Origin of the sequence: Pseudomonas sp. FYR_2 (genome assembly GCF_043106425.1) — a bacterium.
Classification (GTDB): Bacteria; Pseudomonadota; Gammaproteobacteria; order Pseudomonadales; family Pseudomonadaceae; genus Aquipseudomonas; species Aquipseudomonas monteilii.
The window spans coordinates 30,964-44,077 of the sequence record NZ_JBICMM010000019.1 but is presented as its reverse complement, the minus strand read 5'-3'; the positions used below and the strand labels follow the sequence as shown (position 1 = coordinate 44,077).

General features: G+C 62.5%; 11 protein-coding genes. 3 read left to right on the top strand and 8 right to left on the bottom strand.

Annotated elements, in window-relative coordinates; all coding sequences use genetic code 11:
• Positions 1-18: 18 nt before the first annotated feature.
• The 7 genes from ispC to rpsB all read right to left on the bottom strand — a co-directional run bounded on the left by ispC (position 19) and on the right by rpsB (position 6,056).
• The gene (gene ispC, locus ACF8R4_RS09575) at positions 19-1,209 is read right to left on the bottom strand and encodes a 1-deoxy-D-xylulose-5-phosphate reductoisomerase (protein WP_060497325.1); all 1,191 of its coding nucleotides are present in this window, start codon (positions 1,207-1,209) and stop codon (positions 19-21) included.
• Positions 1,206-2,021 (bottom strand): phosphatidate cytidylyltransferase, encoded by an 816-nt coding sequence (locus ACF8R4_RS09570; protein ID WP_016712932.1) that lies wholly within the window; start codon positions 2,019-2,021, stop codon positions 1,206-1,208. Before ACF8R4_RS09570 ends, ispC begins: the two co-directional genes overlap by 4 nt.
• Positions 2,021-2,776 (bottom strand): polyprenyl diphosphate synthase, encoded by a 756-nt coding sequence (gene uppS / locus ACF8R4_RS09565; RefSeq protein WP_016712933.1) that lies wholly within the window; start codon positions 2,774-2,776, stop codon positions 2,021-2,023. The genes ACF8R4_RS09570 and uppS overlap by 1 nt, the downstream gene beginning before the upstream one ends.
• Before the next feature lie 15 nt (positions 2,777-2,791).
• Entirely contained in the window at positions 2,792-3,349 is a 558-nt protein-coding gene (gene frr, locus ACF8R4_RS09560) for a ribosome recycling factor (protein ID WP_060497326.1), read from the bottom strand.
• Positions 3,346-4,089 carry a UMP kinase gene (gene pyrH / locus ACF8R4_RS09555; RefSeq protein WP_003252294.1) on the bottom strand — a complete coding sequence of 248 codons (744 nt, stop codon included), beginning with the start codon at positions 4,087-4,089 and terminating at the stop codon, positions 3,346-3,348. The genes frr and pyrH overlap by 4 nt, the downstream gene beginning before the upstream one ends.
• A gap of 180 nt (positions 4,090-4,269) precedes the next feature.
• Entirely contained in the window at positions 4,270-5,133 is an 864-nt protein-coding gene (gene tsf / locus ACF8R4_RS09550) for a translation elongation factor Ts (RefSeq protein ID WP_104834100.1), read from the bottom strand.
• Between the two features lie 185 nt (positions 5,134-5,318).
• On the bottom strand, positions 5,319-6,056 hold the full coding sequence (gene rpsB / locus ACF8R4_RS09545) for a 30S ribosomal protein S2 (protein WP_003252287.1): 738 nt from the start codon (positions 6,054-6,056) through the stop codon (positions 5,319-5,321).
• Positions 6,057-6,391: 335 nt separating this feature from the next.
• Here rpsB and map point away from each other — a divergent pair, with 335 nt between their 5' ends.
• The 3 genes from map to dapC are packed head-to-tail and all read left to right on the top strand — an operon-like array spanning position 6,392 to position 11,145.
• Positions 6,392-7,174, top strand: a complete 783-nt coding sequence (map, locus tag ACF8R4_RS09540; protein WP_060497328.1) for a type I methionyl aminopeptidase — start codon at positions 6,392-6,394, stop codon at positions 7,172-7,174.
• Between the two features lie 41 nt (positions 7,175-7,215).
• Positions 7,216-9,918: a [protein-PII] uridylyltransferase gene (locus tag ACF8R4_RS09535; protein ID WP_060497329.1), complete on the top strand. Its 2,703-nt coding sequence runs from the start codon at positions 7,216-7,218 to the stop codon at positions 9,916-9,918.
• A 30-nt stretch (positions 9,919-9,948) separates the two neighbouring features.
• Positions 9,949-11,145 (top strand): succinyldiaminopimelate transaminase, encoded by a 1,197-nt coding sequence (gene dapC, locus ACF8R4_RS09530; protein ID WP_060497330.1) that lies wholly within the window; start codon positions 9,949-9,951, stop codon positions 11,143-11,145.
• Between the two features lie 105 nt (positions 11,146-11,250).
• Here dapC and ACF8R4_RS09525 read toward each other — a convergent pair whose 3' ends face one another.
• Positions 11,251-12,897, bottom strand: a complete 1,647-nt coding sequence (locus ACF8R4_RS09525; RefSeq protein ID WP_016712939.1) for a Na+/H+ antiporter — start codon at positions 12,895-12,897, stop codon at positions 11,251-11,253.
• Positions 12,898-13,114: the final 217 nt, after the last annotated feature.

Sequence of the window (13,114 nt, the reverse complement as noted above, 5' to 3'; positions counted from 1 at the left end):
ATGTTCAGCAGGCCGGCTTCAGCGACCGTGACGCCTCAGCCACTCACGGGAAAGCTCCCGGGCACGCTGGTCGGCGGCAAACACCGCATCCAGCGATGGCAACGGCACGACGGGCTCTTGGTCGAGCACCTGCTCGATCATACCCGCGATCTCCGGGAAGCGGATACGCCGCCCGAGAAATGCCTCGACCGCCACCTCGTTGGCTGCGTTGAGCACAGCGGGCGCACTGTTACCGGCCTCCGCAGCCTGCCGCGCCAGGCGCAGGCAAGGGAAGCGCTGTTCGTCGGGCGCCTGAAAATCCAGACGGGCGATGGCGAACAGGTCCAGCGGTGCCACTCCGGAGTCGATCCGCTCGGGCCACGCCAGGGCATTGGCGATCGGCGTGCGCATGTCCGGGTTCCCCAGCTGCGCCAGCACCGAACCGTCCACATAGTCGACCAGGGAGTGGATCACGCTCTGCGGGTGCACCACCACCTCTACCTTGGCCGGCGCGGCGTCGAACAGCCAGCAGGCTTCGATCAGCTCAAGCCCTTTGTTCATCATGCTGGCCGAGTCGACGGAAATCTTGCGCCCCATCGACCAGTTAGGGTGCGCGCAGGCTTGTTCCGGGGTCACGTCCAGCAGTGCCTCGACCGGTGTTTCACGGAACGGGCCACCGGACGCCGTGAGCAGAATCCGGCGTACGCCGACCGCGCTCAAACCGCGCGCATAATCGCCGGGCATGCACTGGAAAATCGCGTTGTGCTCGCTGTCGATTGGCAACAACACGGCACCACTGCGCCGTACCGCCTCCATGAACAGCGCGCCAGACATCACCAGGGCTTCCTTGTTGGCCAGCAACACCTTCTTGCCCGCCTCGACGGCGGCCAAGGTAGGACGCAGGCCGGCCGCACCGACAATGGCTGCCATCACGGCGTCTACTTCCGCTGCCGACGCCACCTGGCAAAGCCCGGCCTCCCCCTCCAGCACTTCGGTAGCGCAACCGACCGTTGACAGGCCTTCGCGCAGCCGCGAAGCGGCCTCAGCGCTCGGCACCACGGCGAACGCCGGACGATGGCGCACGCAAAGGGCCAGCAATTCATCGATACGCGAATAGCCGCTGAGGGCAAACACCTGGTAGCGATCGGGGTGTCGCGCAATCACATCCAGCGTGCTCAGGCCGATGGAGCCAGTGGCTCCGAGCACGGTAATACGCTGCGGGCGACTCACATCACACCCCATTCGGCAGCCCACAGCAGCACAGCGAAGATCGGGATCGCTGCGGTCAGGCTGTCGATGCGGTCCAGCACACCCCCATGGCCAGGCAGCAGGTTGCTGCTGTCCTTGATGCCGGAGCGGCGCTTGAACATGCTCTCGGTCAGGTCACCGACCACCGAGGACATCACCAGCAACGCGGCGCCCAGCAGGCCCAGCAAGAGCTGGCCAAAGCCCCAGTCGCGGCTGATGCCGACACCCAGGGTAATCAACAGGCTGACGGCCAGGCCGCCATACACACCCTCCCAGCTCTTGCCAGGGCTGACCTGCGGGGCGAGCTTGCGCTTGCCAAACGCCCGCCCAGAGAAGTACGCGCCGATGTCGGCGGCCCAGACCAGCACCATGACCGAGAGGATCAGCCAGTTGCCCAGCGGCCAGTGCTTGAGCAGCACCAACCCCTGCCAGGCTGGCAGCAACACCAGCAGGCCAATCAGCAACCGACAGGCGGCACTGGCCCACAGCTCGCTGCTGCGCGGATAAGTAAGCACCAGCCAGGTGGCCAGGCCCCACCAGATCACCGCAGCGCCCAACACCCAGGGCGCCAGTTCCGGGAGGATGTACAGCAGCATCAGCGCCCCGGCGACCACCAAGGCATAGGCAATGCGCAGCGGCTGGGCCATGAGCCCGGCCAAGCGCGCCCACTCCCAGGCGCCAAGGGTCACCACGAAGCCGATGAACAGGGCAAAGTCCCCACCGTTGAGCAGGAAAAAACCGCCCAGCGCGATCGGCAGCAGGATCAGCGCGGTAATGATGCGTTGTTTAAGCATTAAGCACGAGCTCCAGCCTCGACCTGCTCGCTGGTCTTACCGAAGCGGCGCTGGCGCGAAGCGAAATCGGCCAGGGCATTGCGCATGGCCTCGTGTTTGAAGTCCGGCCAGTACAGGTCGGAGAAGTACAACTCGGCGTAGGCCAGTTGCCACAACAGGAAATTGCTGATGCGGTGCTCGCCACCGGTGCGGATGCACAGGTCCGGCAGCGGCAGCTCGCCGGTTGCCAGGCACGTCTGCAGCAGCCCCGGGGTGATGTCTTCCGGGCGCAGGTGACCGGCTTGCACTTCCCGCGCCAGCCGCTGGGCGGCCTGGGCGATATCCCACTGGCCACCGTAGTTGGCTGCGATCTGCAGGATGAAGCGATTGTTGCCGGCGGTCAGCGCCTCGGCTTCGCGCATGGCGGCCTGCAATTCAGGGTGGAAACGCGAACGGTCACCGATGATGCGCAGGCTGATGTTGTTCTCGTTGAGGCGCTTGGCCTCACGGCGCAGGGCCGAGAAGAACAGCTCCATCAACGCACCAACCTCTTCGGCCGGGCGCTGCCAGTTTTCACTGGAGAAGGCGAACAGGGTCAGTACCTCGACCCCGGACTTGGCACAGACTTCGATGACCGCGCGAACGGCGTCGACACCCGCCTTGTGCCCGGCAACGCCGGGCAGCAGGCGCTTTTTCGCCCAGCGGTTGTTGCCATCCATGATGATCGCGACATGACGCGGCACCGAGGACGGTGCCGCCAACTTGGACTTTTCCATTAAAAAACCCCGGCCTTAGACGGCCATCAGGTCCTTTTCCTTGGCTTTGTAAGCAGCATCGACTTCAGCAATGTACTTGTCGGTCAGCTTCTGGATCTCGTCCGCCGCGCGACGTTCTTCGTCTTCGCTGATTTCCTTGTCCTTGGTCAGCTTCTTCAGGTCGCCCAGGGCATCGCGGCGCACATTGCGCACAGCGACCTTGGCATCCTCGGCCACACCGCTGGCCTGCTTGGTGTAACCCTTGCGGGTTTCCTCGGTCAGGGCCGGCATTGGCACGCGAATGGTGGTACCGGCGCTGGACGGGTTCAGGCCCAGGTCGGAGGTGAGGATGGCCTTTTCGATGGCAGCGCTGAGGTTTTTGTCGTGCGCGACAATCTTCAGGGTGCGGGCATCTTCGACGGTGATCGCGGCCACCTGGTTCAGCGGCATCTCGCTACCCCAGGCAGTGACCTTGACGCTGTCCAGGATGCTTGGGTGAGCGCGACCGGTGCGGATCGCCGCAAGGTTGCGAGCCAGGGCTTCGATGGACTTGCCCATGCGCTCCTGCGCGTCTTTCTTGATGTCGTTGATCATGCTTGGCCTTCCTCGATCAGAGTACCTTCAGCGCCACCCACCACGATGTTCAGCAGGGCGCCAGGCTTGTTCATGTTGAATACCCGCAATGGCATCTTGTGGTCACGGCACAGGCAGATTGCGGTCAGGTCCATCACACCTAGCTTGCGATCCAGGACCTCATCGTAGGTCAGGTGATCGAACTTCTCGGCGTGTGGGTCCTTGAATGGATCGGCAGTGTACACACCATCGACCTTGGTCGCCTTCAGCACCACGTCGGCATCGATTTCGATGGCGCGCAGGCAGGCCGCGGAGTCGGTGGTGAAGAACGGGTTGCCGGTACCGGCGGAGAAAATTACCACATCCCCGGAGTTGAGGTGGCGAATAGCTTTGCGACGATCGTAATGATCGGTGACACCGACCATGGAAATGGCCGACATGACCAGGGCCGGGATGTTCGAGCGCTCCAGCGCATCGCGCATGGCCAGGCCGTTCATCACGGTGGCCAGCATGCCCATGTGGTCGCCGGTGACGCGGTCCATGCCGGCTGCGCTGAGCGCGGCGCCGCGGAACAGGTTGCCACCACCGATCACCAGGCCGACCTGGACACCGATCCCTACCAGCTGGCCAACTTCAAGGGCCATGCGATCCAGCACTTTCGGGTCGATCCCGAAGTCTTCCGAGCCCATCAGGGCCTCGCCGCTAAGTTTGAGCAAAATGCGTTTATAGCGAGGTTGGCGACCACTCACCTGCTGAGCCATTGCGAGTCTCTCCTGCGGCGTACTTTTAGAAAATTCGTGCGGGCTGTTTGCAGCCTGCTAACTGTAGCGTGGCACCGTTTTGGTGCCAGCGGCGGCGAGTTTTATAAACCCTTCGCCGTTTTGACAAAGAGGCTGCGCGCGTGAGCGGGCAGCCTCTTTTGGGCGACAGACGGGGCTGTCTTACTGCTTGGCAGCAGCTACCTGAGCGGCAACTTCAGCAGCGAAGTCGTCGACTGGCTTCTCGATGCCTTCGCCTACTTTGAAGTAGGTGAAGGAAACGATTTCAGCGCCGGCTTTCTTGGCCAGTTCGCCAACCTTGACTTCCGGGTTCATGACGAAAGCTTGCTCTTTCAGCGAGGCTTCGGCCTTGAACTTGGTGATACGGCCGTTGATCATGTTCTCAACGATGTTTTCCGGCTTGCCGGCGATCTTGTCGGCGTTCAGCTGCAGGAAGACACCCTTCTCGCGCTCGATGGCCTCGGCGGAGATTTCCGACGAATCCAGGAACTCAGGGTTCGAAGCCGCAACGTGCATGGCGATGTTCTTGGCCAGCTCGACGTCGCCGCCTTTCAGGACAACGGCAGCGCCGATCTTGTTGCCGTGCAGGTAGGCACCGACAACGTCACCCTCAACGCGCACCAGGCGACGGATGTTGACGTTCTCGCCGCACTTGGCAACCAGGGCTTCACGAGCAGCTTCACGCGAAGCGATCAGCGGAGCAGCGTCGGTCAGCTTCTCGGCGAAGGCTTGCTCGAGGCTTTCGGCGACGAAGCTCTTGAAGTCGTCTTGCAGGGCCAGGAAGTCGGTCTGCGAGTTCACTTCCAGCAGGACGGCGGATTTACCGTCGGTCTTGACCGCGATAGCGCCTTCAGCAGCGACGTTGCCAGCCTTTTTGGCGGCCTTGATGGCGCCCGAGGCACGCATGTCGTCAATGGCTTTCTCGATGTCGCCGCCGGCCTTTTCCAGGGCCTTCTTGCAATCCATCATGCCTTCGCCGGTACGCTCGCGCAGTTCTTTTACCAGCGCTGCAGTAATTGCTGCCATTTCAAAATCCTCTTGGAAAGTTTTTCAACCATTCCACCCGTTCGTCACGGGCGTTCAATTCTGCTAATCCGCTGTTTTCAGTTCAGCGAGCCCATGATGCGGGGCCGATGCTGACAGCAGGATTTCAAGGTGGCAAAAAGGGGGCAGAGCCCCCTTTTTGCGTGCCAAGTAGACGCTAGCGCCTATTACTCAGCAGCAGGTGCAGCCGCTTCTTCAGCGTAAACTTCGGTGCCGCCGGCAACGTTGTTGCGGCCGCGGATGACTGCGTCAGCCATCGAAGTCATGTACAGCTCGATAGCGCGGATGGCGTCATCGTTACCCGGGATGATGTAGTCAACACCTTCAGGGCTGCTGTTGGTATCGACAACGCCGATAACCGGGATGCCCAGCTTGTTGGCTTCGGTGATCGCGATGCGCTCGTGATCAACGTCGATAACGAACAGAGCGTCTGGCAGACCGCCCATATCCTTGATGCCGCCCAGGCTGCGATCCAGTTTTTCCAGGTCGCGGGAGCGCATCAGGGCTTCTTTCTTGGTCAGCTTGGCAAAAGTGCCGTCTTCGGCCTGGGTTTCCAGGTCGCGCAGACGCTTGATCGAAGCGCGGATGGTCTTGTAGTTGGTCAGCATGCCGCCCAACCAACGGTGGTCAACGTATGGCGAACCGCAACGAGCAGCTTGCTCGGCGACGATCTTGCCAGCGGAACGCTTGGTGCCGACGAACAGGATCTTGTTCTTGCCCTGGGCCAGGCGCTCAACGAACGACAGAGCGTCGTTGAACATTGGCAGGGTTTTTTCCAGGTTGACGATGTGGATCTTGTTACGCGCGCCGAAAATGTACTTGCCCATTTTCGGGTTCCAGTAACGGGTCTGGTGGCCGAAGTGCACACCGGCCTTCAGCATATCGCGCATGTTGACTTGGGACATGATAGTTCCTTGATAAGTCGGGTTGGGCCTCCACGTATCCCAATGACCAACCCGCGAATCTCGCAACTCGGGGCACCCAGGTCATCGTGTCGACACGTGTGTGGGTTTAAGTGCTGACGGGGTCGTCCCCGAAAGCGGCGCATTTTATACCACAGACCGCGGCCGAACGGAACCCGGTGAGAACAGCTGCAAGTTGCAAGCGACAAGCTGCAAGAAAAAGCAGCCTGCACGCGATCCGCTTCTTCTTGCAGCTTGCAGCTTGATCCTTGACGCTCTGATAGAATAAGGCCTTTCCCGTTTGTTCGCGCCGTATACGGCGCCGTAGAGAGCCTGTAATGACCGTCACCATCAAGACCGCAGAAGACATCGAAAAGATGCGCATCGCTGGCCGCCTGGCCGCCGACGTGCTGGAAATGATCGAAGAGCACGTCAAGCCCGGTATCACCACCGAAGCGCTCGACCGCCTGTGCCACGACTATATCGTCAACGTCCAGCAGGCCATCCCGGCACCGCTCAACTACAAGGGCTACCCGAAGTCGATCTGCACCTCGATCAATCATGTGGTCTGCCATGGCATCCCCAACGACAAGCCGCTCAAAGACGGTGACACGCTCAACATCGACGTCACCGTGATCAAGGACGGCTACCACGGCGACACCAGCCGGATGTTCCACGTGGGTACCGTACCGGTATGGGCCGAACGCCTGTCCAAGGTGACCCAGGAGTGCATGTACAAGGCCATCGAGCTGGTCAAGCCGGGCTGCCGCCTGGGCGACATCGGTGAAGTGATCCAGAAGCACGCGGAAAAGAACGGCTTCTCGGTGGTGCGCGAGTTTTGCGGTCACGGCATCGGCAAGGTGTTCCACGAAGAGCCGCAAATCCTGCACTACGGCCGTGCCGGCACCGGCATGGAACTGAAAGAAGGCATGACCTTCACCATCGAGCCGATGATCAACCAGGGCAAGGCCGACACCAAGGTACTGGGCGATGGCTGGACCGCCATCACCAAGGACCGCAAGCTCTCGGCCCAATGGGAGCACACCCTGGTGGTGACCGCGACCGGCTACGAGATCTTCACCCTGCGCAAGGACGACACCATCCCGCGCACCTCGGCCTGACCGTACTCCGACAGGCCACCCCACGACAGGAACGTGACGCGATGCCACAGGTGGATCCCGAGCTGTTCGACCGCGGCCAGTTCCAGGCGGAACTGGCCCTCAAGGCGAGCCCTATCGCCGCCTTCAAGAAAGCCATCCGCCTGGCCGGCGAGGTGCTCGACAAGCGTTTTCGCGCGGGCGGCGAAATCCGCCCACTGATCGAAGCCCGCGCCTGGCTCGTGGACAACATCCTGCAACAGGCGTGGAACCAATTCGACTGGGGCGACCACAGCGGCATCGCCCTGGTTGCGGTGGGCGGCTACGGGCGCGGTGAACTGCACCCGCATTCGGACATCGACCTGCTGATCTTGCTGGGCGCCGCCGAGCACGAGCAGTACCGCGATGCCATCGAACGTTTTCTCACCTTGCTGTGGGACATCGGCCTGGAAGTGGGCCAGAGCGTGCGCACCGTCGACGAGTGCGCCGAACAGGCCCGCGCTGACCTGACGGTCATCACCAACCTGATGGAAAGCCGCACCATTGCCGGCCCCGAGGCTCTGCGCCAGCGCATGCTGGAGGTAACCAGCACCGCACACATGTGGCCGAGCAAGGAATTTTTCCTGGCCAAGCGCGCCGAACTCAAGGCCCGCCACCACAAGTACAACGACACCGAGTACAACCTCGAACCCAACGTCAAGGGTTCACCAGGCGGCCTGCGCGACATCCAGACGGTACTGTGGGTGGCGCGCCGCCAGTACGGCACCCTGAACCTGCATGCACTGGCTGGCGAAGGCTTTTTGCTGGAAAGCGAGAACGAGCTGCTGGCCTCCTCCCAGGACTTTCTGTGGAAGGTGCGCTACGCCCTGCACATGCTGGCCGGGCGCGCCGAGGACCGACTGCTGTTCGATCATCAGCGCAGCCTGGCCGCACTGCTGGGTTACAGCGACGAAAACCCCAAGCGGGCAATCGAGCAGTTCATGCAGCAGTACTACCGGGTGGTGATGAGCATCAGCCAGCTGTGCGACCTGATCATCCAGCATTTCGAGGAAGTGATCCTCGCCGACGACGACAGCGGCACCACCCAGCCGCTGAATGCGCGTTTCCGCCTGCATGATGGCTATATCGAGGCCACCCACGCGAACGTGTTCAAGCGCACGCCGTTCGCCATGCTGGAAATCTTCGTGCTGATGGCCCAACACCCGGAAATCAAAGGCGTGCGTGCCGATACCGTGCGCCTGCTGCGCGAGCACCGGCACCTGATCGATGACACGTTCCGCACCGATATCCGCAACACCAGCCTGTTCATCGAGCTGTTCAAGTGCGAAATCGGTATCCACCGCAACCTGCGTCGGATGAACCGCTACGGCATCCTTGGCCGCTACCTGCCGGAGTTCGGGCTGATTGTCGGGCAGATGCAGCATGACCTGTTCCACATCTATACGGTCGATGCGCACACCCTCAACCTCATCAAGCACCTGCGCAAGCTGCAATACACGCCGGTGTCCGAGAAATTCCCGCTGGCCAGCAAGCTCATGGGCCGCCTGCCCAAGCCCGAGCTGATCTACCTGGCTGGCCTGTACCACGACATCGGCAAAGGCCGCCAGGGCGACCACTCCGAACTGGGTGCAGTGGATGCGAAGAAGTTCTGCGAGCGCCACCAGTTGCCGGCCTGGGACAGCCGCCTGATCGTCTGGCTGGTGCAGAACCACCTGGTCATGTCGACCACCGCCCAGCGCAAGGACCTGTCCGACCCGCAGGTGATCAACGACTTTGCCCTGCACGTGGGTGACGAGACACGCCTGGACTACCTCTATGTGCTGACCGTGGCCGACATCAACGCCACCAACCCCAGCCTGTGGAACTCCTGGCGGGCCAGCCTGCTGCGTCAGCTGTATACCGAGACCAAGCGTGCCCTGCGCCGGGGCCTGGAAAACCCGCTGGACCGCGAAGAGCAAATTCGCCAGACACAATCCGCAGCGCTGGACATCCTGGTGCGCGAAGGCACCGACCCGGACGACGTCGAGCAGCTGTGGTCGCAACTGGGCGATGACTACTTCCTCAAGCACAACGCCGCCGACGTGGCCTGGCACAGTGACGCGATTCTGCAGCAACCCGCCGATGGCGGGCCGCTGGTGCTGATCAAGGAAACCACCCAGCGCGAGTTCGAAGGCGGCACGCAGATCTTCATCTATGCCCCCGACCAGCATGATTTCTTCGCCGTGACGGTGGCCGCCATGTCGCAGCTGAACCTGAACATTCATGACGCGCGGATCATCACGTCGAGCAGCCAGTTCACCCTCGACACCTACATCGTGCTGGATAACGACGGCGGCTCGATCGGCGACAACCCGCAGCGGGTCAAACAGATTCGCGACGGCCTGACCGAAGCACTGCGCAACCCCGAGGACTACCCGACCATCATCCAGCGCCGGGTACCGCGCCAGCTCAAGCACTTCGACTTCCCGCCGCAGGTGACCATCCTCAACGATGCCCAGCGCCCGGTGACCATCCTCGAAATCACGGCGCCCGATCGCCCGGGGCTGCTGGCCCGGCTTGGGCGGATTTTCCTGGAGTTCGACCTGTCGCTGCAAAACGCCAAGATCGCCACCCTCGGCGAACGGGTGGAAGACGTGTTCTTCATCACCGATGCCGACAACCAGCCGCTGTCCGACCCGCAGCTGTGCAGCCGCCTGCAGGAAGCCATCGTGCAGCAACTGCAGGCCGGCCAAGGTAGCGACGCCAGCCCGACCCGCGTGACCTTTTAACGATTAGACGATTGACGAGACCTTGCGCCGATGAACCATGCCTTAACCCAGCTTCAGCCCTACCCCTTCGAAAAGCTCCGCGCCCTGCTGGGCAGTGTGAAGCCTGCGGCGGACAAACGCGCCATCGCCCTGTCGATCGGTGAGCCGAAGCACGAATCGCCGGCGTTCGTCGCCCAGGCCATGGCCGACAACCTCGACAAGCTGGCGGTATACCCCAGCACCATCGGCCTGCCGGCGCTGCGCCAGGCGATTGGCCAATGGTGCGAAAGGCGCTTTGGCGTGCCCGCCGGCTGGCTGGACGCCGACCGCCACATCCTGCCGGTCAACGGTACCCGCGAAGCGCTGTTCGCCTTCACCCAGGCCGTGGTCAACCGCGCCGATGATGGCCTGGTGGTCAGCCCCAACCCGTTCTACCAGATCTACGAAGGCGCAGCGCTGCTGGCCGGGGCCACTCCGCACTACCTGCCGTGCCTGGAAAGCAATGGTTTCAACCCCGACTTCGACGCGGTGCCAGCCGAAGTGTGGAAACATTGCCAGATCCTGTTCCTGTGCTCGCCAGGCAACCCCACTGGCGCGCTGGTGCCGATGGAGACCCTGAAGAAGCTGATCGCCCTGGCTGACGAGCACGACTTCGTGATCGCTGCCGACGAATGCTACAGCGAGCTGTACTTCGACGAAGATGCGCCGCCTCCAGGCCTGCTGACCGCCTGCGCCGAACTGGGCCGCAGCGACTTCAAACGTTGCGTGGTGTTCCACAGCCTGTCCAAGCGTTCCAACCTGCCGGGCCTGCGTTCGGGCTTCGTGGCGGGCGACGCCGAGATCATCAAGCCGTTCCTGCTGTACCGCACCTACCACGGCTGCGCCATGCCGGTGCAAACCCAGCTGGCCAGCATTGCCGCCTGGCAGGACGAGGCGCATGTGCGCGAGAACCGCGACCAGTACCGCGCCAAGTACGATGCCGTGCTGGACATTCTGCAGCCGGTGCTGGACGTGCAGCGCCCGGACGGCAGCTTCTACCTGTGGGCCAAGGTGCCGGGTGACGATGCCGAATTCACCCGTGACCTGTTCGAAGCCCAACATGTGACCGTGGTGCCGGGGTCGTACCTGTCGCGTGAGGTGGACGGCGTAAACCCGGGTGCCGGGCGTGTGCGCATGGCGCTGGTTGCACCGCTGGCTGAATGCATCGAGGCGGCAGAGCGGATTCGCGCATTCCTGCAAAGCCGCTGACAGCCCTATTCGCGGGCAAGCCCGCGCCCACAGGTACTACGCTGCATTCATAATCAGCGCAGTACCTGTGGGAGCGGGCTTGCCCGCGAATGGCCTTGATAGGGTCTACTTGACCGGCCCCAGGTTTGCCTCGCTCATATCCAGCTCCCCCAGCACCTGCCGCACCACCTCATCCCCCACCTCGTGCTGGCGATGCAGGTTATACAGCTCCAGCCGCTGCGCCCGCAGCGCACGCAAGCGCAAACGCCGCTCCAGCAAGTCCATCTGTTCGGCCAGCGCCTTCGCCTCGGCACTGTCGTTATAGCTGTCCAGCTCATCCCGGTACTCCGCCATTAACCGCGCCTTCAGCTCGGTTGCCAGTGTCGCCTGCGCGGCGTCCTGCGGGGCATTGCTGTCAATCACCTCTTCAGCCTCCAGGGCGTGGATCGCCGCCTCGGCCGTACGCCGCCAGGCCTCCTGCACCTCCTGGTGCAAGCGCTCGTCTGCGCTCTTGGTTACCCCGCGCAACAAGAACGGCAGCGCGATACAGGCGCTTATCAGCGACAACAAGATCACCCCTGCGGCAATGAAGATGAGCAGGTCACGTTCCGGGAAGGCCTTGCCCGCCCCTATCAACAACGGAATAGACATCACACCGGCCAAGGTAACGGCACCGCGAACGCCACCCAGCGTCAGCAACCAGCAGGAGCGCGCCGTGGGCATCAGCACCAGCGCGGGCTTGCCGCGCCAGCGGCGGACCACGCCAATCGACCGCCAGATGCTCTGTACCCAGATGAACCGCAGCAAGATCAGCGCAGCAAAGATCGCTACTACATCCAGGCAACGGTAGGCCAGGGTCGGCCAAACAGTGGGTTCGTGGCTGACCACGGCCTTGATGATGTCCGGCAATTGCAGGCCCAGCAGCAGGAAGATCAGCCCATTGAAGGCGAACTCCAGCAGTGACCACACACTGCGGTTGAGCAGCCGCGTGCTGGTCTGCCGTGGCAACAGGTCGAGCCAGCTTTGCATCATGCCGGCCGCCACCGCCGAAAGGATGCCCGATACGCCCAGGCGCTCTGCCAATACATAAGCGGCAAACGGCAGCAGCAACATGAACACGACGTGGGTGGCCGGATCATCCCAGCCGCGGGCGATCATCCAGGCACGCAGGCGGCCGATCAGCCAGCTCAGGGCGACACCCACCGCCAGGCCGCCCAACGCCACCAGAACAAAGGTGAAGCTCGCATCAGCCAGCGAGAACACCCCGGTGATTGCCGCCACCAGGGCAAACTTGAAGGTCACCAGGCCAGACGCATCGTTCATCAGCGCCTCGCCTTGCAACATGTGCATCAGCGGCGTGGGCAGGCGGTCCTGGGTGATGGCCGACACGGCCACAGCATCGGTGGGTGACAGTACTGCCGCCAGGGCAAAGGCCACCGGCAGCGGGATGCTCGGCAACAACCAGTGAATGAAGTAACCGGCTCCGACCACGGTGAACAACACCAACCCTACGGCCAATGCCACCACCGGCCCACGGATTCGCCACAACTCACGCTTGGGGATGCGCCAGCCGTCGGCAAACAGCAGCGGCGGCAAGAACAGGAACAGGAACAATTCGGGGTCCAGGGCCACATGCAGGCCCAATGTCGGCCAGGCCAGCAAGGCACCGGCGGCAATCTGCACCAACGGCAAGGGCAGCGGCACCATGCGGCCAACCAGCTTCGACAGGCTGACCAGCGTCAGCAGGATGAGGACGGTGTAAGCGGACTGCATCCGGGAAAGCTTCCTTTGTGAACCAGAAACGATAGCAGGGCGAAACATCGCCATTGAAACAATATGTTAGCGGCGAGCGGCGGTTTGGGGCCGCTGCACGATAGTCGCAGGTCGCCCTGGAATATGTAACATGATGATACCTCGGTAGATCGGAGATCGAGCGCCGCGTGGGCGGCGCTCGATCTCCGACACACTGTAAGGCTCAAGACAAGCACAC

What these genes read in the sequence shown, in the direction of transcription:
- ACF8R4_RS09570 (WP_016712932.1), bottom strand. Translation starts at nt 2,021, where the DNA reads ATGCTTAAACAACGCATCATTACCGCGCTGATCCTGCTGCCGATCGCG.
- uppS (WP_016712933.1), bottom strand. Translation starts at nt 2,776, where the DNA reads ATGGAAAAGTCCAAGTTGGCGGCACCGTCCTCGGTGCCGCGTCATGTC.
- frr (WP_060497326.1), bottom strand. Translation starts at nt 3,349, where the DNA reads ATGATCAACGACATCAAGAAAGACGCGCAGGAGCGCATGGGCAAGTCC.
- pyrH (WP_003252294.1), bottom strand. Translation starts at nt 4,089, where the DNA reads ATGGCTCAGCAGGTGAGTGGTCGCCAACCTCGCTATAAACGCATTTTG.
- tsf (WP_104834100.1), bottom strand. Translation starts at nt 5,133, where the DNA reads ATGGCAGCAATTACTGCAGCGCTGGTAAAAGAACTGCGCGAGCGTACC.
- rpsB (WP_003252287.1), bottom strand. Translation starts at nt 6,056, where the DNA reads ATGTCCCAAGTCAACATGCGCGATATGCTGAAGGCCGGTGTGCACTTC.
- map (WP_060497328.1), top strand. Translation starts at nt 6,392, where the DNA reads ATGACCGTCACCATCAAGACCGCAGAAGACATCGAAAAGATGCGCATC.
- ACF8R4_RS09535 (WP_060497329.1), top strand. Translation starts at nt 7,216, where the DNA reads ATGCCACAGGTGGATCCCGAGCTGTTCGACCGCGGCCAGTTCCAGGCG.
- dapC (WP_060497330.1), top strand. Translation starts at nt 9,949, where the DNA reads ATGAACCATGCCTTAACCCAGCTTCAGCCCTACCCCTTCGAAAAGCTC.
- ACF8R4_RS09525 (WP_016712939.1), bottom strand. Translation starts at nt 12,897, where the DNA reads ATGCAGTCCGCTTACACCGTCCTCATCCTGCTGACGCTGGTCAGCCTG.